Origin of the sequence: Sorangium sp. So ce176 (assembly GCF_051519835.1) — a bacterium.
Classification (GTDB): domain Bacteria; phylum Myxococcota_A; class Polyangia; order Polyangiales; family Polyangiaceae; genus Sorangium; species Sorangium cellulosum_G.
The window spans coordinates 730,175-751,143 of sequence record NZ_CP150371.1 but is presented as its reverse complement, the minus strand read 5'-3'; the positions used below and the strand labels follow the sequence as shown (position 1 = coordinate 751,143).

The following is a 20,969-nucleotide window of genomic DNA, read 5'->3' as shown; positions in this document are numbered from 1 at the left end:
ATAAAGGTTCCACCGGGCGACGCGGGCGACGTGGCATGCGGGTCGCATCGAGGTCGCCGAGAGAAGCGGTGAGGATCCCGCAAGAACCCCGGTGACCCCGGGGCACGCACACCAGGGCGCCGCGGCGGAGCTCGGGGGGGCTCCGCTGCGGCGCTCTTTTTGTGCCGCCGGGTGTGCCGCGCCGGACGGACGCACGCAGGCGCGCTCGCGCGAGACAGGCGAGGCAACGGAGACAAAATGAAAAAAGCGCCTCGCGGACCTGGGGGGGGAAGGTCTCCGCGACGGCGCTCGATGGCCAGTAGAGCAGGCTTTGTGCCGAACTATCTGAAACAAGATTTCATATAGTTATCGCCCAGCGACCCAGCGCCCGTTGCATCCTTGAAAATCAATTTTGAAATCGGATGCAGATCCGAAGGCTGTTTCGTTCCAGTCGGACGAGCGTGACGGCTGTCCTGGACGAACGCGGCCGTGCACGACGTGCTCACTCTTCCCAGTACCGGCAGACGGCCTTCACGCCGCACCCCTCGCAGCGGACCGGATCGCGCCGCGACGGGCACTGCTGGAGCATGCCGAGGTGGCAGAGGGCGAAGTCGTACTTGACCGGGTCCGCCGGATCGAAGCCGCGGAGCGCGGCGGTGATCTCCTCGGCTGTCTTCCAGGTGGCTCCCCGGCGGTCGGTGAGGCCGATGTTGTAGCCGAGCTTCTCGATGTGGGTGTCGACAGGGATCAGGAGGGCGGAGGGGGGTACCGGCCACAGGCCGAGATCCACGCCGTCGGCGGGGCGGATCATCCAGCGCAGCAGGAGCATGAGCCGCTTGGCGGCGCTGCCCTTCTCGGGGTCCGGGAGGATGTGCGCTGCCCCGCGGTCGCCCGGGCGGCGGTCGAGGCCGCCCGCGCGCCGGATCGCGCGCACCCACGCGCTCAGGGCCTGGCGCAGCTCGCCCGTGCGCGAGAGCTCGGCCGCGAACGCGGCGCCGAGCGAGCCCGAGGCGCGCTGCACCCGCCGCGCGCCGACGAGGAGCGCGGCGACGTCGCGATCGCGGTAGACCCGGTGCCGGAAGCCGCGCAGCCGCGCCGAGACGGCCCGGGGGTCGTCCGCCGTGAGGGCGATGTCCGGCCCGAGCCGCTCGAGCGCCTCGGCGATCTTGGCGCGCAGCGCCTTCACGTTGCCGAAGGCGAGCGACGCGGCGATGACCGCCACGAGCTCCTGGTCGGCCGGGTTCGTGTAGCGATGCACGAAGGAGACGGGGTCCTGCGCGCGGCGCTCCGCGACGGCGCACCGTGCGCGCACCTCGTCGAGCGCGGCCAGCAGGGCGGCGCGCCGCGAAGCGTCGCGCCGGGGCGCCGCGTCGCCGGTCCCGCGCCGGGGCGCCGCGTCGCCGGTCCCGCGCCGGGGCGCTGCCTCACCGCTCGATCGCCGGGGCGCCGTCACGTCGCCCCCGCGCCCGGCGCCTCGTCGGCCGCGCTCGAGGCGAGCTGCGCCTCGCGCTCCGGCGCCTCCCGGCCGTGCTCCAGCGCCGGGAGCGACACAACGAAGGCGCTGCCGTGCCCGTCCTCCGTGAGCGGGCTCTCGACCCGCACGGAGCCGCCGTGGCTCTCGGCGATGTGCTTCACGAGCGCGAGCCCGATCCCGCTGCCGCGCACCTGCCGCTCGCTCGCCCGCCGTCCGCGCGCGAAGCGCTCGAAGATGTGCTTCTGCTCGTCCGGATCGATGCCCGGGCCCCTGTCGCTCACCCGGATGGCCACGCGCCTCGCCGGGCGCGTCAGCGCCGAGAGGCGCCCGCCGCCGCCGCCCTCGGCCTCGACAGCGACCGCGACGCGCCCGCCCTCCTTCGCGTACTTGAGCGCGTTGTCGAGCAGGTTCACGATCGCGAGCTCGAGCGCGCGCGCGTCGATGAGCGCCTCGGGCAGCCCCTCGGCGATCGTGAGCTCGACGCTCATCTCCTCGCGCTCGGCGCGGTAGCGGTACATGTCGACGGCGCGCGTCGCCACCTCGGCCACGCTCCCGCGCGCGAACTCGTAGGCGGCCTTGCCCCGCTCGACCCGGGCGAAATCGAGGACGTTCTCGATGAGCGCGGTGAGCCGCTCGCTCTCGCTCACGATGATCTGCAGGTACTGGCGGCGCTTCTCGTCGTTGGGGACGCGGTCGCCGAGGAGGAGCTCGCCGAACATGCGGACCAGCGAGAGCGGCGTCTTGAGCTCGTGGGACACGTTGGCGACGAAGTCGCTCTTCAGCGCCGCGAGCCGCCGCTCGTTCACGGAGGCGACCACCACGATCGCCAGCCCGGCCAGGGCGACCAGGGCGGAGAAGCCGACCATCAAGAGCTCGATCAGCCGCTGGCGCTCCACCTTCTCCCCGAGCTCCTCGGCCGTTGTGAGCGCCATCTGGAGGCGCCAGTTGTAGAGCGTGGTCGGGAACGGGCGCCCGACGGTGAACTCGCCGCCGATGATGGGCGGGCCGAACACGATGCGGCCCTCCTCGTCGATGACGTTCATGCGGCTCTTCTCTCGATCGAGGTCGCGGAAGAGGCGGGGCATCACCTCGTGCACAAGGCGCGGGACCTCGTGCCACGCGATCACAAGGAACCGGCGGCCCACGTGCTCGCGCTGCCAGTAGCTCACGAGCAGGCTCTGCTGGTCGATGACGTGGTGGAGGTGGCGGAGCTCGCTCGCGTCCCCCGAGAAGTTCATCTGCGGCAGGAGGCGCGCGAGCAGGAGCTTGCGGAACGCGTCGTCCTCCCGCCCGGACGCGCCGCGCGAGGCGAACGCGAGCACGTCGTGCGCCTCGTGGTCCATGTCGAGGACGAGGATGGCGCGCACTGTCGGCGTCTCGCGGGCCGCTGTGGGGAGCCACCGGCGCGCGATGACCGAGAGGTTCGCGACGTCGACGTGCGCGGCGACGACGTTGTCCTGCGCGATGATCAGCTTGTCGAGCCGATCGACGCGCTCGTCGGCGAGGGTGAGCGTCGCGTCGAAGACGGTCTGCTGGCGGGCCTTCTCGATCTGCAGCGTCGTGCGCAGGGCGATCCCGCCGAGCACGAGCACGGCCACGACGATGGCCGGCACGAGGGCGAAGTACGGGACGCGATGGCGCTGCCCGACCGAGGGGAGGAGGTCCATCGCTGCGCGCCGCTACCGGGCGGCCCTCCTGGTGGCCGCGGTGACGAGGCCCGGCTCGGTGACCACGCCGCGCGCCCCGACGAACTCGGCGAACTGCTGGCCGATGTAGGTGAGCGCGTTGCCGTCGCTCTCCGAGAAGGGCTTGCCGTCGAGCGGGTTGGCGATCTCGAGGAGGCCGAGGTAGCGGCCCGCGAGCTCCACCGGCGCGCAGACGACGCTGCGGAGCTCGACGCCGGTGGCTCTCCAGCGGTCGTCCATGACGCGCTCGTCGCTGGACACGTCGGGCACCACGACGGCGCGCCTCGACCGCATCGCGGCCAGCGCGAGCGGCGCCCGCTCGGACAGCCTGGTGAGCAGCGCTGTCTTGCCGCCGTGCTGCCGGACGACGACGAACTCGCGCCGGTTGATGTCGAACAGCGACACGAGCCCGAGGGCGCACGGGATCTTGTCGAGCGCGAGCGCGAGGATGAAGTCCGCGCCGGCGAGGGTGTCCTGGAGGAAGTGCAGGTCGCTGCACGCCTCGAACAGCTCGGCGATCAGGTCGTCGCCGGAGAGGCGCCCGTCCCTGGGAGGGTAGGACGACCGCCGCCGCGGCGGCCGGCTCGGCGCGGGGGGAGCGGCCTCGGCCGGCGGCGACGCGGGCTCGGGACGCGCCGGCGAGGCTTGCTCCTCGGGCGTCGCGGAGGCGGAAGGGAGCGGCGCGGCGGCCGGCAGCGGCGTCGCGGAGGCGGCAGGGAGCGGCGCGGCGGCCGGCAGCGGCGTCGCGGTGGAGGACGACCCCGCGGGCGGCGGCGGGGTGGTGCCGCTGGTGCGCGGACGAAACTGGATCTCGGGCTCCCCTGGGCGCCAGTCCTTCCAGGCCAGGGTCGCGAGCGGGCTGCGCTGAGGTCGGCCCTGGAAGACGTGGTCGAACACGGCGATGTGAATGAACTTGCCCGGACGAGCGTCGTCGATGAGCTTCCGCGCCACATCGAGCCGGTCGAGCAGCAGCGCATTGACGAGCTCGCGCGGGGTGCCGGTCGCGACCGCATAGACGAGCTCTCGGTACGTGAGCGGCGAGCGCTCGGACGGGTCCTCCGCGCGCTGTGACACGAGCTCGAACGCCGGCAGCGCGCCGGGCGCTGGCGCCGGCGCGGCCGCCACCGGCGCAGCGCCCGCAGGTTGCGCCGCGCCGCCCGCCGCCTGCGCCTCGCCGCCCGCCGCCTGCGCCTCGCCGCCCGCCGCCTGCGCCGCGTCGCTCGCCGGCTGCGCCGCGCCGCCCGCCGCCTGCGCCTCGCCGCCCGACGGCTGCGCCGCGTCGCCCGACGGCTGCGCCGCGTCGCCCGACGGCTGCGCCGCGTCGCCCGACGGCTGCGTCACCACGAGCGCGGTCCCCATCGAGATGAACGGGACCGTGGGCGCCGGCGCGCGCCTCGCCGGAGGGCGAGCCTCCGGGGGCGCCGCCGCGGCCGGCGATGCGCCCGCGTCGTCCGTCAGCGCCGCGTCGTCCGGCGCGCGCTGCACGATGTACCGCACGCGCGTCGCCGGATCGATCGCCCGGTAGCCGGTCTCCAGCAGATCCACGGAGAAATTGTTGAGCGGCCCGTCGTCTCCGCGGAGCGCCCGGGCCTGCTGCAGCGCGGGCTGCCACTGCGCGGCCTCGACGCACACCTTCCTGCTCGGCGGTGCGTTCTGGCCTAACGACGAGATCTCGACGAACCAACGCATCGTTTGCGGTTCCCATCCGCGCTGGCGCTGACCGGGTCGCGCGCTCTGGCGCGAGGATCTTTCTACTCGACGCGCGCGAGATGGGTCAACGCGCAGGCCGCACGGAGAGAGCACGCGGACGCGCGGACACACTTGCGAGGAAGGCCTGAAATATTCTCAGACCGAGGCCGGCAAGGAGAATCGGGCCTGTCCTGAGATCGCGCCGCCCGCGCGGCGAGGCGCCGCAGCCGCTCGGCCACTGAACGGCCGCCAGGTACTCCCTGCCGCCCACGGCGACACGAGCAGACAGGTGAACGCGTAATCCAGGCCGATCAGGGGGTGGTCGGCGCGCGCGGCCCGAGGAACGATCCGTGAGCCCCGACTCTGCATCATCATGTCCACTCGCGCGCTGATCCACCCCTGTCGGGTCCGGCGACGAGCGCTATTGCGTCCGCAGGATGACGTGGAAGCCGAACGGCGTCTCCACGACCCCGCTCAGCGCGCCGACAGCGACGCTCTCCAGCGCCTGCTCGAACTCGCGCACCATCGCCCCCTTCGGGAACTTGCCGAGATCGCCGCCGCGCGCGGTGGCCCCCGGCTCGTCGCTGTACCGGGCCACGAGGTCCTCGAACCTCGCCCCCTGCTGCGCTGCCTTGAGCGCCTGCTCGGCGAGCGCGCGCGCCTCGTCCCGGCTGCGCGTCACGTGCGGCGGGGCGCGACGTGAGCCCACATACATCACGAGCAGGTGCCTGGCCCCCAGGAGCCCCGGGGTCGCGGACGGCTGCGCCGCGGACGGCTGCGGCGCCGCAGCCGGCTGCGCTGGCGCTGCGGGCGGCTTCGCGCCGTGCAGCGACTCCATCGTGGGGGGATCGGGCGGGCCGAGCGCCTTGTTCACGAGCCGCTTGAAGCGCGCGGTCGCCTGCGCGCCGCTGAGGAAGTAGTCGTTGATCGCGAAGGACGGCGTGCCGGTGATGTGGAGGCTCGCGGCGAGCTTCCTGTCCGCCTCGACCGCGGCGCGGTGCGCGCCCGAGTCGAGCGCGGCGCGGAGCTTCGCCGCATCGAGGCCGACCGCGGCCGCGTGGCGCTCGATCGCCTCGCGGCTGAGCCCGGTCTCGGACGGGTCCTCCCACAGGCGCTGCGCCATCGCCCAGAAGCCGGCGTCGCCCTTCTGCCGGAACGCCTCGATGGACGCCTCGGCGGCGAGGGGCGCCTGCTTGTGGAAGGGGAGCGGCAGGTGCCGGAAGACGACGCGGACCTTGCCCGGATAGGCGGCGATGATCTCGTCGAGCGTGGGCTGGACGCGCTTGCAGAACGGGCACTGGAAGTCGGCGAACATCTGGATCGTCACCTTCGCGCCGGGCTTCGCCCCCTTGCCGGGGTTGTCCCTGGTCGGCGCGGGGGCGAGGACCCGCTCGAGGGGCGCTCCAGCCTTGGCGTCCTTTTGCAGCGCGTCGTAGACCTTCGCGGGCGGCGTGCCCGCGGCGACGAGCTTCGCGGCGCGCGCGAGCTGCTCGTCGATGAGGGCCTCGAACTTCGCTGCCGGCTGGGCCCCGAGCAGCCGCCTGCCGTTGATGAAGAAGTGGGGCGTGCCTTGCGCGTTGAGGGTTTCGGCGAGGAGCTGATCGCGCTCGATGCGCGCCGCGTGGCGCCGGGCGGCGATCGCCTTCTGCGCGCGCGCCACGTCGAGGCCGAGGGTCTTCGCGTGCGCCGCGAGGTCCGCTTCCTCGAGGGTGCCCTGCCGCAGGAGCTCGTACGCCTGCCAGAACGCCGCGTCGCCCTTCTGCGCCCTGGCCTCGAGCGCGAGCTCCGCGGCGGGCTCGGCCCGGCGATGGAAGGGCAGCGGGTTGTGCTTGAAGACGAGGCGGAGCTGCTGGCCGTACTTCTTTTCGAGGGCGTCGATGGTCGGGGCGACCTTGCGACAGAACGGACACTCCAGGTCCGAGAAGATGACCAGCGTGACCGGAGCGCCCGGGTCGCCCCGGGTCGGCGAGCCGTCGACAGGCACCTTCCACACGGTCGGGTCGTCCTCGGCCGGGGCCGGGGACCGCACCGGGGCCGGCGCGCGCGCCCTGTTCTGCGCGGACAGGGCGGCGTAGAGGCGCTCGCGCGGGACGCCGGATCGCTGGAGATCCTCGGCCGCCCGGAGCTGCTCGTCGATGACGCCCTGGAACTTGTCGATGGGGTGCGCGCCGCTGACCAACACGCCGTTGATGAGCGACGCGGGTGTCCCGGTGACCCCCACGGCCTTGCCGGCCTGGAGGTCCTCGTCGATCTTCGGCTCGTGCTGCTGCCGCGCGAAGGACGCGCGGAACGCGGCCCGATCGACGCCCGCCTCGGCGGCCCACGCCTCGAGCGACTCCGGGGTGAGCGCGCGCTGGTTGGCGAACGCGAGCCCATGGAACCTCCAGAACGCCTCGGCCCCGCCGAGCTGGAACACCGTCTCTGCGGCGAGGTGCGCGGGGCGCGCGTTCTTGTGGAACGGCAGCGGGTTGTGCTTCCAGACGATGCGCAGCCGCTCGGGCCCGTAGGCCCGCTTGAGCTGCTCCAGGGTCGCCATGTACCGGCTCGTGAAGGGGCACTCGTAGTCCCCCCACACAACCACGGTCACCGGCGCGAGCGGGTCGCCCCACCACGGATCGGCGCGGGTGACGGGCACCGCCGTGCCGGGGTCCGGCTCGGGCGCCGCGACGGCGGCCGGCGCGGCGGGCGCGGGAGGAGGCGGAAGCTCGACAGTCTTCGCGGGCTCGACCGCCGGCGGCGTCGTCGCGCTCGGCGCGCACGCGGCGAGCAAGATCCAGAAGAACAGCAGGTAAGATGGGCGAAAGAGCGGCGCTGGCGCTGGCATGATCCCCCTCGTGTGGCGTGGTCCCCCCCAGCGGATCCTACACGGACGGCGAATGCTCAGGTCGCATGGCTGCGCGCCGTCGCGCCGTCGCGCCGACCCGGCGACTTCCCCCACGGACGGGGTTCCACGGGCTCGGGTCGCGCGAAAGTCGTGTAAAAGAGCCGCGTGTCACCGTCCAGCGCCGACCCCGTGCCCTCCGCGCCGCCTGGAGGAGCTGCGCCCCCGTCCCGGCCGAGCAGCGCCTCCCCCGACGAGCTGGAGAGCGCGGCCGCCGGCGGCGCGAGCCCCGAAGCGCCGCCCGGCCGGCTCGACCGCCTCGTGGCCGCCTGGCCGCGCGTCGATCCGGTCCTGTTCGCGGCCTATGCGGGCGCCTGCGTGCTCTACGCCGCCGTCGCGTTCTACGGGGCGATGCACCAGCAGACGGGCGGCATGTGGTCGGCGCCGCTCGACGACGTCTTCATCCATTTCGACTACGCCCGCGCCACCGCGCGCGGGTACCCGTTCGAGTGGTCCGAGGGAAACGGGTTCTCGAGCGGGAACACCAGCCTGAGCTACCCGTTCGTCCTCGCGCTGGGCTACCTCATCGGGTTCCGCGGCCTGCTGCTGATGCAGTGGGCCGCGATCGTCGCGTGCGCCTCGACGCTCGGCTTCCTGCTCGTGGGCGCGCGGCTCCTCGAGCCGATCGGGCGCTGGGCCAAGTACCTGCTGCCGCCCGTGGCGCTCTGCATCGGCGCGCTCGACTGGTCGCTGTTCAGCGGGATGGAGAACGCCTTCCACCTCGGCGTCTGGGCCCTCGCCACCCTCGCCGCGCTCGAGGTCGCCCGCGCGGCCAGCGTCCCGCGCGCGCCGCGCGATCCGGGCGGCGCTGGGGACCGCGCCGCGCCCCCGTCGAAGCGCCTCGCCCGGCTGGGCTGGCTCGCCGGCCTCGCGGGCGCGCTCCTCTACGCCACCCGGCCGGAGTCGGTCGTCTGCGTCGCGGCGCTGGGCGTGTACGCGGCGATCGCCGTGGGGCGCTCCCACGGCGCGCGCGCCGCGCTCGCGACCCTGCTGCGGACGTCGGTGCCGGGCGCGCTCGCGTTCGTCGCCCAGGCGATCGCCAACCGCGTGTTCACCGGCGAGTGGTCGGCGAGCGGCGCCATCGCCAAGCTCGCGCTGAACAACCCGTACATGACGTCCGAGGAGAAGTGGGACACGTACGAGTTCCTCGCGACCTACGTCATCACCCGCAACACGAACCACCACTTCTCGGACGCCCTCCCCTGGGGCTGGCTCGTCCCCGCCCTCGCGCTCGTCCCCCTCGCCTCGCGCAAGACCCGCGGGATCGCCGCGCTGCTCTGGATCCAGGTCGTCGGCTGGCTCGCGCTCGTCGCGCTGAACGGCCAGGTGCGCTGGCAGAACGAGCGCTACACGATGCCCGCTGTCGCCTGGCTGCTGATCCTCGCGGCGATGGGGCTCGCCCTGCTCGTCGCGCGGGCCGCATGGACGGCGCCGGACGGCGCCGGCGGCCGCGCGGCGCGGCGCGAGGGCGCCCTGGCCGGGCTCTTGGCGCGGCTCGCCGCCGTGCCGGCGCGCGCCCTGGACGCCCGCAGCGGCCTCGCCGCAAGGGGTGGCCTGGCCGCCAGCGGCCTCTGGGTCGCGCGCGTCGCGCTCGCCCTCGCCCTCGCCGCTGTCTTCTGGGCCCACCAGCTCCCGAGGATGCGCGACCAGATCTGGTTCTTCGGCCGCGCCAGCCGGAACATCCGCGACCAGCACCTCGTCGCCGGCAAGGTGCTCGCCCAGCTCGACGTGCGCCGCGTCCTCGTCGGCGACGCGGGCGCGCTCCTCTACGCCTCGGACCGGCCCGGGCTCGACCTCATCGGGCTCGGCGGCTACCACGACCTCCCGTTCGCGCGCGCGGGCGTCCACGGCCTGGGCGCCTCGCTGGAGCTCGTCGAGCGCATCCCGCCCGAGGACCGCCCCGACGCGATGGCCATCTACCCGGGCTGGTGGGGCGAGCTCCCGGCCATCTTCGGCAAGCAGATCGTCTCGGTCCCCGTCGTCGGGAACGTGATCTGCGGCGGCGCCGAGAAGGTCATCTACAAGGCCGACTGGAGCCCGCTCGCGCACGGCGAGGCGCCCGCGTCGATGCGCGCGGACGAGCAGGTCCTCGACGAGCTCGACGTCGCCGACCTCGTGAGCGAGCGGGAGCACGGCTACACGTTCCCGAGGCCGCAGGCCGGCTTCGTCGGCTTCAGCGTCCTCCCCGACCCGCGCGGGTCCGGGCGCGATCGGTTCGACGCGGGCCGCGTCATCCCGAGCGGCAGGACCGAGACCGCCCGCCTGCGCGCCCCGCGCAACGGCCCGGGCAGGCTCGTGCTCCGCACCGCCGCGACCCGCCCCGCCGTGATCCGCGCGACGGCGGACGGCCGGGAGCTCGGCCAGGTCGCCCTGCGCGCGAGCGACGGCTGGACCGAGGCCTCGATCGCGCTGCCCGAGGGCCTGGCCGAGACGTTCACGCTCACGCTCACGCCTGTCGAGGGGGCGTGGATCGACCACCACGTCTGGGTCCTCGAGCGCGCCGCGCGCCCCGAGGCGCGCCCGCTCGCCGGGCCGTGACGTGCGCGCCGGCCTGCCCCGCGACCCGGCGCAGTGGATCGCGCTCGCGCTCTCCCTGGCCGCGCTGCTCGCGGGCGCCTGGCTCCACCGCCGCGGCCGCTCGCCCGCGGCCTCGCGCCCGGGCCCGGCGCCCCGCGCGGGCGCGGCCCCGGGCCTCGCGATCGCCGCGGCCCTCGCTGTCGTCGCGGCGCTGATCTCGGCCGCGTACGTCGCTGTCTACCTCCGGGGCGGCCCCCGGATCATCGACGCCACGAGCTACTGGCTCGAGGCGCGCGCGATGGCGGCGGGGTACCTCGCGTGGCCGCTCGACGAGCCCGCGGCCTCGGTGCTCGGCCGCTTCCTCGTCCGCAGCGACGCGGCGGCCCACGGCGCCGCGGCCCTGGGCGCCGCCTCCCCGGGCGGCGCCGCCCCGAGCAGCGCCGGCCACGTCGCGGTCATCTTCCCCCCGGGCTACCCGGCCCTCCTCGCGCTGGGCTTCCTCGCGGGGGCGCCGCTCGCTGTCGGCCCCGTGCTCGCCGCCGCGCTCGCGCTCGCGACCTACGACCTCGCCGCGCGGTTCGCGCCGGAGGACCCGCCCGCCGCCGGGGGCGCCGCGCGGATCCCCTTCGTGCCGGTCGTCGCCGCGCTCTTCTCGGCGATCTGCGCCGCGCTCCGCTACCACACGGCCGACACGATGTCGCACGGGCTCGCGGCCCTCTGCTTCACCGTCGCGCTCGCGTCGGCGCGGCGCGCGCTCGACGAGGCCCGCGGCGCGGCGACGCGCGCGCCCAGGGGGCGCCTCGATCCGGCCGTGCGCGCGGCCGCCCTCGCCGGGCTCGCGGCCGGCTGGCTCGCGGCGACGCGCCCGCCGAGCGCGCTCGCCCTCGCCGCGGCGCTGCTCCTCGTGCTGCTGCCGGGGAGCGCGCGCGGGCCCGCGGCGGCCGATCCTCGCGAGGGCGGCCCCGCGCCCGTCCCTGCGCCGCGGCTCGGCGCGCTCGCCGCGGCGATGGTGCTCGGCGCGCTCCCCGGCCTCGCCCTGCTCGCGGCGCACCAGCGCGCGGCGACGGGCGGCTTCGCCTCGTCGCAGGCCGCCTACTACGCCGTCTCCGACGGCCCGCCCGGCTGCTTCCGCTACGGCTTCGGCGCCGGGGTCGGCTGCCTCGGCGAGCACGGCGACTTCGTCCGCCACAACCTCGCGGAAGGATTCGGATTTCTGGCGGCCGCCGGCACGACGCTGCGCCGCCTGAAGCTCCACCTTGTCGACGCGCTCAACGCCGAGCCGCTCGCGCTGCTCGTGATCGCCGGCGCAGCGATCGCGCTCCGGCGCCCGCGCTCGCGCCCCCTCGCGGTCGCCCTGCTCCTCCAGATCGCCGCCTACGCCCCCTTCTATTTCGACGGCAACTACCCCGGCGGCGGCGCGCGCCTCTTCGCCGATGTCCTCCCGATCGAGCACGTCCTCGCCGCGATGGCCGCCCTCGCCATCGTGGAGCGCGGCGTGGTCGAACCCCGCGCGCGCGAGGGCCGCGGCCCCGCGGGCGGCCCGCGCGCGCGGCTCGCGGCGGCGCTCGTCGCGGCGGCGCTCGCGCTCGCGGGCTTCGCCTTCCGCGCGGGGTTCGACCACGCCGCGCTGCGCGATCGCGAGGGCGGCCTACCGATGTTCGACCCCGCCTCGGTCGCGCGCGCGGGCGTCGCGCGCGGCCTCGTGTTCGTCGACACGGACCACGGGTTCAACCTCGGCTTCGACCCCGCCCCGGGCGACGTCGCGGTGCTGCGCTACCGCGGCGACGCGCTCGACCGCATGGCCTGGGAGGCCCGCGGCCGCCCGCCCGCCTACCGCTACCGCTTCGCGATCCCGGACGGCGGCGGCCTCGCCGCCGTCTCGATCGCGCCGCTCGTCTTCGACGCCCCCGGCGACGCCCTGCGCGACGCCGTCATCGAGGGCGAGTCGCTGTGGCCGCCGCGCGCCCAGCGCGGCGCCTGGGCGCTGCCCGAGCACGCCGGCGGCACGTGCGCCTCCGGAGGGCGCCTCCTCGCGGTGCACGCGGCGGCGGGCGGCGGCACCGCCGCGACGAACGGCGACGCTTCCGCGGCGAGCGGCGGCGTTTCCGCGGCGAGCGACGCCTCCGTCGTGCACGTCGGCCTGCCCGCCCCGTGGCTCCGCGGCGCCCGGATCAGCCCGCGCATGGCGATCTCGGGCGACGGCGCGGGCGAGGTGCGCCTCCTCGTCGACGGCGCCCTTCTCCACGTCTGGCGGATCGAGCCCGCTGCGCCGGGCGCCCCCGCCGCGCCGCTCGCCTGCGCCGAGCTCCCGCCGCGCCCGATCCCCGAGCGCGCCGTCGAAATCGAGCTCTCCCTTGCGCGCAGGAGCGCCGCCGGGGCCGGCGCCCGCGCCGCGAGCCCGCCAGAAAGACTGGAAAGCCCGCGCCGCCGCGCCGGAAACGAGGGAACCGAAGGCGGCGCCGAGGGCCTCTTCGCGCTCGACGCGGTCCGGGTCGCGGGCGGGAATTCGGTTGACCGCTAGTCCCGTAACATGCGAGCTTTTCTTAGGATTCTGTTGTCATGCGGCCCCTGGACCGGCGCATCCTCCGGGGCCCTGCGGTGAAGGCGGTACGCCGAGCGCCGGCGGTGGTCCGCTCGGGCGGGGGAGGTGGACCATGACGAAAAGCGAGCTCATCGACGCGATCGCGGGACGGGGGGAGCTCACCAAAGCTCGCGCCGAGCTCGTGGTGAACTGCGTCTTCGACGCGATGACGCAGGCGCTCCAGCGCAACGAGGGCATCGAGATCCGCGGGTTCGGCAGCTTCACGGTCAGGCCGTACAAGCCCTACAGCGGCAGGAACCCGCGCACGGGCCAGCCGGTGCCCGTGCCGGCCAAGCGGCTCCCGTTCTTCAAGGTCGGCAAGGAGCTCAAGGAGCTCGTCAACGCCAGCCGCGCCTACGCCATCTCGGGCGACGACGACGACGACGACGACGACGAGGACACCGACGACGAATGAGCTGACGCGCCCCCTGCCCTGCCGGCGCGCGCGCGATGTCGGGGACGTCGCGCGCGGCGCGGGGGCCTTCGCCCCCCTGGCGGGCGGTTGCGCTGCGCGGTAGAAGCGGGCCCCCATGGTCCCCGCCGAACGTCAGCTCGAGATTCTCTGCAAGGGTGCCGTCGACCTCCACGTCCGCGCCGAGCTCGAGGAGCGGCTCCGCGAGGGCAAGCCGCTGCGCGTGAAGGCCGGCTTCGACCCGACCCGCCCCGATCTCCACCTCGGCCACACTGTCGTGATGCAGAAGATGAGGGAGTTCCAGGACTTCGGGCACACGGTCATCTTCGTTGTGGGCGACTTCACGGCCATGGTCGGCGACCCGACCGGCAAGAACGAGCTGCGCCCGCGGCTCTCGCGCGAGGAGGTCGTCGCCGCGGCGGAGACCTACCAGGCGCAGGCGTTCAAGGTCCTCGACCGCGACAGGACCGAGGTCCGTTACAACTCCGAGTGGCTGAACAAGCTCGATCCGACGCAGATGATCGAGCTCTGCGCGAAGTACACGGTCGCCCGCATGCTCGAGCGCGACGACTTCAAGAAGCGCTACGAGGAGGCGCGGCCCATCTACGTGCACGAGTTCATGTACCCGCTCCTCCAGGCCTACGACTCGGTCGAGCTCGAGGCCGACATCGAGCTCGGCGGCACCGACCAGCTCTTCAACCTGCTCGTGGCGCGCGACCTGATGCCCCGCTACGGCAAGCGCGCCCAGATGGTGATGACGATGCCGCTGCTGGAGGGCACGAACGCGCGCGTCGAGGACGGCAAGGTGGTCGGCGCCAAGATGTCGAAGAGCGCGGACAACTACGTCGGCATCACCGAGCCGCCGTTCGACATGCTGCAGAAGCTGATGCTCGTCGATGACGGCGTGCTCTGGCGGTACATGGAGCTCCTGTCGTCGCGCCCGCCCGAGGAGGTCGCCCGCCTGCGGGAGGCCGTCGTCCGCGGCGAGCAGGGCGTCATCGCGGTGAAGGAGCTCTTCGCGCAGGAGATCGTCACCCGCTTCCACTCGGCCGAGGACGCGCGCGCGGCCCTCGAGCGCCGCCGCAGCGTCGCGGCCGGCGGCCTGCCGGACGTCATCGAGGAGATCCGCGTGGAGAGCGACCGCGACACGATCCCCATCGGCAACGCGCTCGCGCTGGCGGGGCTCGCCGAGTCGACCTCGGCGGCGCGGCGCCTCGTGAAGGGCGGCGCGGTGCACCTCGACGGCGAGGTGGTGAAGGACGAGCAGCTCAAGCTCGAGCGTGGGAAGCGATTCCTTGTCCGCGTCGGCTCGAAGAACCGCCGCTTCGCCTACCTCGTCGTTGGCTGACGCGCCCGGGCGGGGGCTGCGCCGGCGCAGCGTGATCGGCGGCGTCCTGGGCTGCGTCTTCGGCCTGGCGCTTCCCGCGTGCGGCGGCGCGCCGGGGCCGCCCGCCCGCCAGGCCCCGCCGCTGCCGCCGCTCGCCACGGCGGACCTGACGCGCCTCCTGCCGCAGGCGGGGCTCCGGTGGCTGGTCCTCGCCCGGCCCCGCGAGATCGCGGCGGTGCCGTGGCTCATCCCGTCGATCGCGATCGTGGCGCCCGAGGAGAACGTGGCCCGGCACGCCGGCGCGACCGGCGTGGACCTGCGGCAGGTGCGCGAGGCGGCGATCGCGTCGTACGTGTCGGGCGAGGGCGCGGCGGGCGAGGCCCGGCTCTACGTGGCGCGCCACAGCGGCGACCCGCGGACCATCGAGCGCCTGTTCCGGCGGCGGCTCACGGGCAAGGAGCGGCGCGCGCTCGATCGACCGGACGTCGTGCGCGTGACGGGCGACATCGGCAGGGCGCCGCACGCGCTGGTGCTCCTCGGCCCGGACGTCGTCGGCGTGCAGGACGGCGGCAGCCCGCTGCGCGGGCCGGCGCGCGTGGCGTCGCTGTACGCGCTCGGGCGCCTCAAGCGCTCGCCGACGGCGCTCTCGGAGGGGCCGCTGGCCGCGCTGGCGGCCCGGTTCGGCCCGGCGCCCGTGCGCGCGTTCGCGCCGGGGCCGTTCGACGGGGAGCTGGCCCGCGGCGCGCGGGGGCTGCTCGCGGCGGCGACCGCGGTGGGCGCGGCCGCGAGGCCGAGCGCGCGCGAGGGGATCGCGCTCGCGATCGCGGTGGCGGGCGATTTCTCGACGAGCGGGGAGGCCGCCTCGGAGGAGCTGCTGCTCGCGTGGAACGAGCTCGCGCACGGGTCGTTCGGCCACCTGCTCGGGCTGGACGCGCCGGTCGAGCCGCCGCTCGCCACGCACGCGCCGGACGCCGTGGCCATCGCGGTCGAGCTGAACCCGCGGGCGCTCGCCCGGGGGCTCGCGGCGGCGACGGGCGAGCGGATCGAGGAGATGCTGCGGTAGGCGCGGCCGCCCGGCGCCGGTAAACCTGATCAGAGACATGCCCACCACGATCAGCGGCTTCTTCCTGCAATGCGCCTCGAGCGGCGCGCTCGAGCTCGTCCTGCCCGCCGCCGATGCGCCGTCCGGTGTCGAGCACCACCGCCGCGAGGACGCCGCCGGGCCGTGGCGCCGCGTGGCGACGTTCGCGAGAGAGCTCGGCCAGGTCGGCGCGGTGTCGATGATCCAGAGCAATTTCGGCGACTTGGGCAATCTCGAGGCGGTGGCGCGCGCGGGGGATCGGCTGGCCGCGTTCTGGTGCGCGCCCGCGGGCGAGCCGTCGTGGAGCGAGCCGCGCTTCTTCGCCGAGGGCGCGGCCGGCGACCCGGCGCTGATCCAGGGCGGCTCCGGGGGCCGCGGCAACTTCGAGCTCGTGGTCCCTCACGCGGGCGGCGGGATCGCGCACTACCAGCGCGACAACGACACAGCGGAGCTCGGCTGGCGCGGGCCGACGATCTTCGGCGCCGACCTCGGGCGGTTCGAGGCGGCGGCGATGATCCAGCGCGCGGGCGACCTCGAGGTCGTCGCGCGCGCCGGCGATCGCCTGCTGATGTTCTGGCGCTCTCCCGGGGCCGCGTGGCAGGGCCCCGAAGAGGTGGTCTCCGGGGTCCGGGGGACGCCGGCGCTCTTCCGGAGCGGGTCCGGCGGAGAGGGCGCGATCGAGCTGTTCTCGCCGCTCGCGGGCGTGGGGCTCGCGCGGTGGTGCCGCAGCGACGGCGCCCGCGGGGCGCGCTTCCGCGGACCGACGGTGTTCGCCACCGATCTGGGCCGGTGCGAGGCGGTGTCCGCGATCGAGAGCCGACCGCTCGGGCGGCTCGAGCTCGCCGTGCGCGCAGAGGGGCAGATCGCCCATCTCGTGCGCGACGGCGTTGTCTGGTCGCGGCGCGCGGTGCTCCGCGGCGGGCCGTCTTTCCCGTCGGCCGCTCCCTCTCCGGGGACGCCGCGCCCGCCCTCGCCTTCTGCCGCGCCACCTCCGCCATCGCGCTCGCCATCGCGCCCGCCGTCCTCGCCATCGCGCCCGCCGTCCTCGCCATCGCGCCCGCCGTCCTCGCCATCGCGCCCGCCGTCCTCGCCATCGCGCCCGCCGTCCTCGCCATCGCGCCCGCCGTCCTCGCCATCGCGCCCGCCGTCCTCGCCATCGCGCCCGCCGTCCTCGCCATCGCGCCCGCCTGCGCCGCGCCCCACCAGCGCTGCGCCACGGCTGCGCCTCGGGCCGCACCGGGCAGGGTTCCGCCGCATCGGCGCGCTCTCGCTGTCGGAAGATGCCTGTTACCCGGAGATCTGGGCGTTCCAGGGCGCGATCTACCGCTCTCCCGAGCGCGGCGCCGCGCTGCTCTACTACCCTGCGTCGGCGGACGGCGAGGAGGCGCCGCTCTCGCCGGGAGGCCCGTTCCCCGTCATCGCGATCGCCCACGAGCGGCGCCTCGCCGCGAGCGCGGCCGCCGCCGGGTCGCCTTCGGGTCTCGGCCAGGACCACCGCCAGCTCGCCGGCGTCATGGCGCACCTCGCGCGCTGGGGCTTCGTCGTCATCGCGCCGGACCTCTCGTGGCTCACGCCCGACGACGCGCCCCTGCGCCGCGCCGCGGTGCTCCGGGACGCGCTCTCGCACCTCCGCGCCGGCTCGCGGGGCCCGCTCCTCGCCGACTTCGATCGGGTGGGGCTCCTCGGCCACGGGCTCGGCGCGCAGGCCGCGCTCGCGCTCGCGCTCGACGCGGCTTGCCCGTTCGACATCCGCGCCCTCGCGCTGCTCGCGCCAGCGGGCGAGCCCGAGCGCGCTCCGCCGATCGACGCGCTCGCGCCGCGACCGGTGCTCATCGTCCGCGGCACCGCCGACCTCATCGCCGCCGCCGTCCCGGCGGCGCTCTACCAGCGCGCGCGCGCGCCCAAGCACCTCGTGACCCTGCCCGGCGCAAACCACTTCGGCTACACGACGTCGCTCGGCCCCGCCGAGCCCCACGACGGCCCTGCCGAGCTCCCGCGGCGCGAGCAGCAGGCGATCGCCATGGGCTACATCGCCGCGTTCTTCAATGGGTACCTCCGGGACGCGCGCGGGTGCCTCGGCGCGCTCTCGGGCAAGGAGTCGCTCGAGGGGCTCGAGGCAAGGGAGATCCCGGTCAGCGCGGAGCTGCCTGGCAGCGACGCTGGGGCCTAGCTCCGCCCTTCAGGCGTCCGGCCATGGATCCGGAGAGAGATTCCAACGCAAAGGCGCAACGACACAAAGGCGCAACGACGCCCACGTGCGACGAGCTCGCCCGGATCTTCGGGCGCTGACGGGCCCGCGGCCGGACGAGCGCGCGACGCGATGCTACTTTCCGGCACGTGTTCCAGCTCGGCGGCCTGGTCGTCACCCTCGTCAACGGGCTCCTCGGCCTGATCCTCTGGCGCCGGCTCCGCGCCGCGTTCCCGCGGCACGGAGCGCTGATCGACGGGGCGTGCGCCGCGGCGCTGCTGCTGCTCGGGCACCCGGCGCTGCTCTTCGCCGTGGCGAGCTTCTCGGGGCTGCGGGCGATCCAGCGCCTCCTGCCCGATCCGCTGTCGATGATCGCGCTGGGCGCCCAGGTGAGCCTGCTCCTGTACGGGCTGCTGCTCGGTGTCGTCGCTGTCGCGCGCGCCGTCGTCCGGGCGCTGCGCCGGGCGGGACCCGCCACGAACCGCCGGGCTGCCACGGACGCGCAAGCCGCTCCGGACGCCCCGGCCGCGACGAATGTTGCGGGCGCCGCAGACGCCGCGGGCTCGACGAGCGCCCAGGCCGCGATGGGCGCTCGGGCCGTCAACGCGCCAGCCGTCGGCGCGACCCGGCCGGAGGCCGTCGACGAGACCCGGCGCCGGCTGATCGTCGGCGCCACGTGGGCGCTGCCCGCGGCGGCTGTCGCTGTGTCGATGGGCGGCGTGCTCGCCTCGCGACAGCGTCCGGTCGTGGTGCGGGTCGCGCTGCCCGTGCGGCGCGAGCTGACGAGCCTGCACGGCATCACCATCGCGCAGCTCAGCGACGTGCACGTCGGCAGCTTCATGGACGCGGAGCGACTCGACGAGCTCCGCGACGCCATCAACGCGGTCCGCGCGGACATCCACGTGATCACGGGCGATCTGCTCGATCACCACGCCTTGCAGCTCGAGCTCTCCACGCGGCTGCTCCGGGGCCTGCGCCCCGCCCGGGGGCAGGTCTTCTTCTGCATGGGCAACCACGAGTACATCGCCGCGCGCTCGGCCAGCATCCCGGCGATCGTGAAGGGCCTCGAAGAAGCGGGCGCCCAGGTGCTCGTCGACGAGGCGCGCGAGGTCCGCCTCGGCGCCGATCGTCTCTGGATGGGCGCCATCGACTACCCCAGCCGCGCGCGCCCGGGAGAGCCCGCCCGGCGCCCGACGGTCGACGGGCTGGCCCGGGCGCTCGGCCAGATGCAGGACGACGGCGCGCCGCGCGTCCTGCTCAGCCACCACCCGGGCACGTTCCGCGCGGCGCGCGAGCTACCCTTCGATCTGATGCTGTCCGGCCACACGCACGGCGGGCAGATCTCGCTGGGTCGGATCGGCGATTACGCGCTCACGCCGATGTTGCCCGCCGGGCTCTACCACAACGGCTCTTACGAGCACCGCGGCCGGCGACTCCACGTCAACGCGGGCGCCGGCGGCTGGCTGCCCGTGCGCATCAACTGTCCGCCGGAGATCACGCTCGTCGAGCTCGTACCCGCCTGACACGCCGGTCGTCGCCGTCCCCGCCGCGGGGCTCCGTGTGGACGCGCCCGGCGTCCTGGTTGAAGCTGCAGGCCATGGCGCACGCCGCGGCGCGCACCGGCCTTTCGCCCGAGGAACACCTAGGCTTCGAGCGTTCCTCGCCGCTCCGTCACGAGTACGCGGACGGCGAGACGAACAGGGCGCGACAGGCGATGAGCCGCCGGCAGGCGATGAGCCGCCGGCCGCGCCCTGACCGAGGCGGAGCGCCCCCGCGCCCGGCCGCGGCGGTTACAGCGTCACCTCGAACGGCGCGCGCGCGAGTTCCTCGCCCGTCTCCGACCGCACGACGGCCGTCCACTCCCCTGCCCTGCGCGCCCCGCGCGTGAACGCCCACGTGCGCCACCGCGGCGAGGGGCCGACCCCGAGCGTGACGTTGCCGACCGGCGCCCCGCCGTCCGGCGGGACGAACGACACAGTCACCTCCCCTTCCACGTCGCTCCGGTTCTCGAGCTCCACGAACGCATAGAGCCGCTCCGTCTCCGGCGCGCGGAACGTCGTCCCCGGCGCCACCGGCTCGCGATCCTTCACGCCCTCCGCGATCACGAGCCGCTTCACCTTGAGCTCCGCTGCCCCCCTCGCCTTCTCGTCCTTGCGCTCCTTGCCCCCCGCGACGCTCGGCGCCGGCGCCGGCACGGGCGCCGTCGTCGCCGCGGCCGGCGGGCTCGCGGGCGCTGCCGCCGCGGCGACCGGCTCGGGGCACTGCGTCGCCGCGGGGCACGCGGCGGCGGCCGGCGCAGGAGGCCGCGCGTCGTGCCGCTCACCGCAACCAGCGAGCGAAACCGTGCCGAGCGCCAGAAACATCATCCGTCGAGCCATCTTCGTCGCCATGGAAGTTCTCCTCCGTGTTCCGGGGCGTCCCCGTCTCCACGCTCGATATGGCAAGGCGCGGACCGCTTCTTGACCCTTGAAATCATTGAGGATTCCTGGCGGATGTGTGGCCGCCCGACCGCGCCCTGTGTGCCCGGCGCGACGGCCGACCCGCGCCGGCGTGATCGGCATCCCCGGCGGCTCGCGGGAGCAGGTCCAGGAAGACGCCAGGGGAGCCGCGAGCGCCGCTCGTGCGGCGGCGTCCAACGCTCGTCCCCCACGCCGTGATGGGGAAAGGAATCGATCCACGGAGGCACGGAGGGGAGAGCAGAAGACGCTGCGCTCCCCGTACCTCTCTGCCGCTATGCCGCTGTGGTCTCTTCCCTCACGAGCCGGTGGCGAGCTTGGGAGATACGGCGGTCGGCTTGTACGTGGCAATCCACCAGATGTTGCCGAAGGAGTCCTTCACCCCGGCGGCGCGCTCGTCATACGGCTTGTCCTCGGGCGCCGAGATCGACACCGCGCCGAGCTCGATGGCCCGGCCGTAGGCAGCGTCGACGTCGTCCACGTAGACATAGACCGAGGCCACCGTCGCGTCCGCCGGGCGCGGCTCGCCCATCTCCAGCACCACGACCGAGTCGGCGATCTGGAGCTCGACGTGGAAGGACTCGGGACCCATCTGCTGACGCTCGAGCTCCACGGCGCCAAAGGCCTTCTTGACGAGATCCGTGAGATCGAGATGGCCGAATACATAGGGCCTGACAGCCCCTATGCCATGACGGATGT

The 20,969-nt window shown here is 74.8% G+C and carries 13 protein-coding genes; 7 read left to right on the top strand and 6 right to left on the bottom strand.

Translation table 11 applies throughout. The features are described 5' to 3' along the window. Nucleotides 1-481: 481 nt before the first annotated feature. The 4 genes from WMF42_RS02855 to WMF42_RS02840 all read right to left on the bottom strand — a co-directional run bounded on the left by WMF42_RS02855 (nt 482) and on the right by WMF42_RS02840 (nt 7,651). Complete coding sequence (locus tag WMF42_RS02855; protein ID WP_437690008.1) at nt 482-1,432, bottom strand: TIGR02757 family protein; 951 nt, start codon at nt 1,430-1,432, stop codon at nt 482-484. After that, nucleotides 1,429-3,120 carry a sensor histidine kinase gene (locus WMF42_RS02850; protein ID WP_061612303.1) on the bottom strand — a complete coding sequence of 564 codons (1,692 nt, stop codon included), beginning with the start codon at nt 3,118-3,120 and terminating at the stop codon, nt 1,429-1,431. The genes WMF42_RS02855 and WMF42_RS02850 overlap by 4 nt, the downstream gene beginning before the upstream one ends. Before the next feature lie 12 nt (nt 3,121-3,132). Further along, nucleotides 3,133-4,827: a GAF domain-containing protein gene (locus WMF42_RS02845; RefSeq protein ID WP_437690007.1), complete on the bottom strand. Its 1,695-nt coding sequence runs from the start codon at nt 4,825-4,827 to the stop codon at nt 3,133-3,135. Nucleotides 4,828-5,248: 421 nt separating this feature from the next. Further along, nucleotides 5,249-7,651: a thioredoxin domain-containing protein gene (locus tag WMF42_RS02840; RefSeq protein WP_437690006.1), complete on the bottom strand. Its 2,403-nt coding sequence runs from the start codon at nt 7,649-7,651 to the stop codon at nt 5,249-5,251. 165 nt (nt 7,652-7,816) lie between these two features. Here WMF42_RS02840 and WMF42_RS02835 point away from each other — a divergent pair, with 165 nt between their 5' ends. The 7 genes from WMF42_RS02835 (at nt 7,817) to WMF42_RS02805 (ending at nt 19,337) form a co-directional block, all read left to right on the top strand. Further along, on the top strand, nt 7,817-10,246 hold the full coding sequence (locus tag WMF42_RS02835) for a hypothetical protein (RefSeq protein WP_437690005.1): 2,430 nt from the start codon (nt 7,817-7,819) through the stop codon (nt 10,244-10,246). Between the two features lies 1 nt (nt 10,247). After that, nucleotides 10,248-12,746, top strand: a complete 2,499-nt coding sequence (locus WMF42_RS02830; protein WP_437690004.1) for a hypothetical protein — start codon at nt 10,248-10,250, stop codon at nt 12,744-12,746. A gap of 133 nt (nt 12,747-12,879) precedes the next feature. Continuing rightward, nucleotides 12,880-13,221 carry an HU family DNA-binding protein gene (locus tag WMF42_RS02825; RefSeq protein ID WP_061609381.1) on the top strand — a complete coding sequence of 114 codons (342 nt, stop codon included), beginning with the start codon at nt 12,880-12,882 and terminating at the stop codon, nt 13,219-13,221. A gap of 115 nt (nt 13,222-13,336) precedes the next feature. Further along, a complete protein-coding gene (gene tyrS / locus WMF42_RS02820; RefSeq protein WP_061609382.1) occupies nt 13,337-14,566 on the top strand; it encodes a tyrosine--tRNA ligase in 1,230 nt (409 codons plus the stop codon). Continuing rightward, complete coding sequence (locus tag WMF42_RS02815; protein WP_081426634.1) at nt 14,559-15,608, top strand: hypothetical protein; 1,050 nt, start codon at nt 14,559-14,561, stop codon at nt 15,606-15,608. The genes tyrS and WMF42_RS02815 overlap by 8 nt, the downstream gene beginning before the upstream one ends. A 37-nt stretch (nt 15,609-15,645) precedes the next feature. Further along, nucleotides 15,646-17,796 carry an alpha/beta hydrolase gene (locus WMF42_RS02810; protein ID WP_437690003.1) on the top strand — a complete coding sequence of 717 codons (2,151 nt, stop codon included), beginning with the start codon at nt 15,646-15,648 and terminating at the stop codon, nt 17,794-17,796. 167 nt (nt 17,797-17,963) lie between these two features. Further along, entirely contained in the window at nt 17,964-19,337 is a 1,374-nt protein-coding gene (locus WMF42_RS02805) for a metallophosphoesterase (RefSeq protein ID WP_437690002.1), read from the top strand. 267 nt (nt 19,338-19,604) lie between these two features. Here WMF42_RS02805 and WMF42_RS02800 read toward each other — a convergent pair whose 3' ends face one another. Continuing rightward, the gene (locus WMF42_RS02800; protein WP_437690001.1) at nt 19,605-20,204 is read right to left on the bottom strand and encodes a DUF2914 domain-containing protein; all 600 of its coding nucleotides are present in this window, start codon (nt 20,202-20,204) and stop codon (nt 19,605-19,607) included. Between the two features lie 364 nt (nt 20,205-20,568). Beyond that, nucleotides 20,569-20,883 (bottom strand): VOC family protein, encoded by a 315-nt coding sequence (locus tag WMF42_RS02795; protein WP_437690000.1) that lies wholly within the window; start codon nt 20,881-20,883, stop codon nt 20,569-20,571. Nucleotides 20,884-20,969 lie beyond the last annotated feature (86 nt).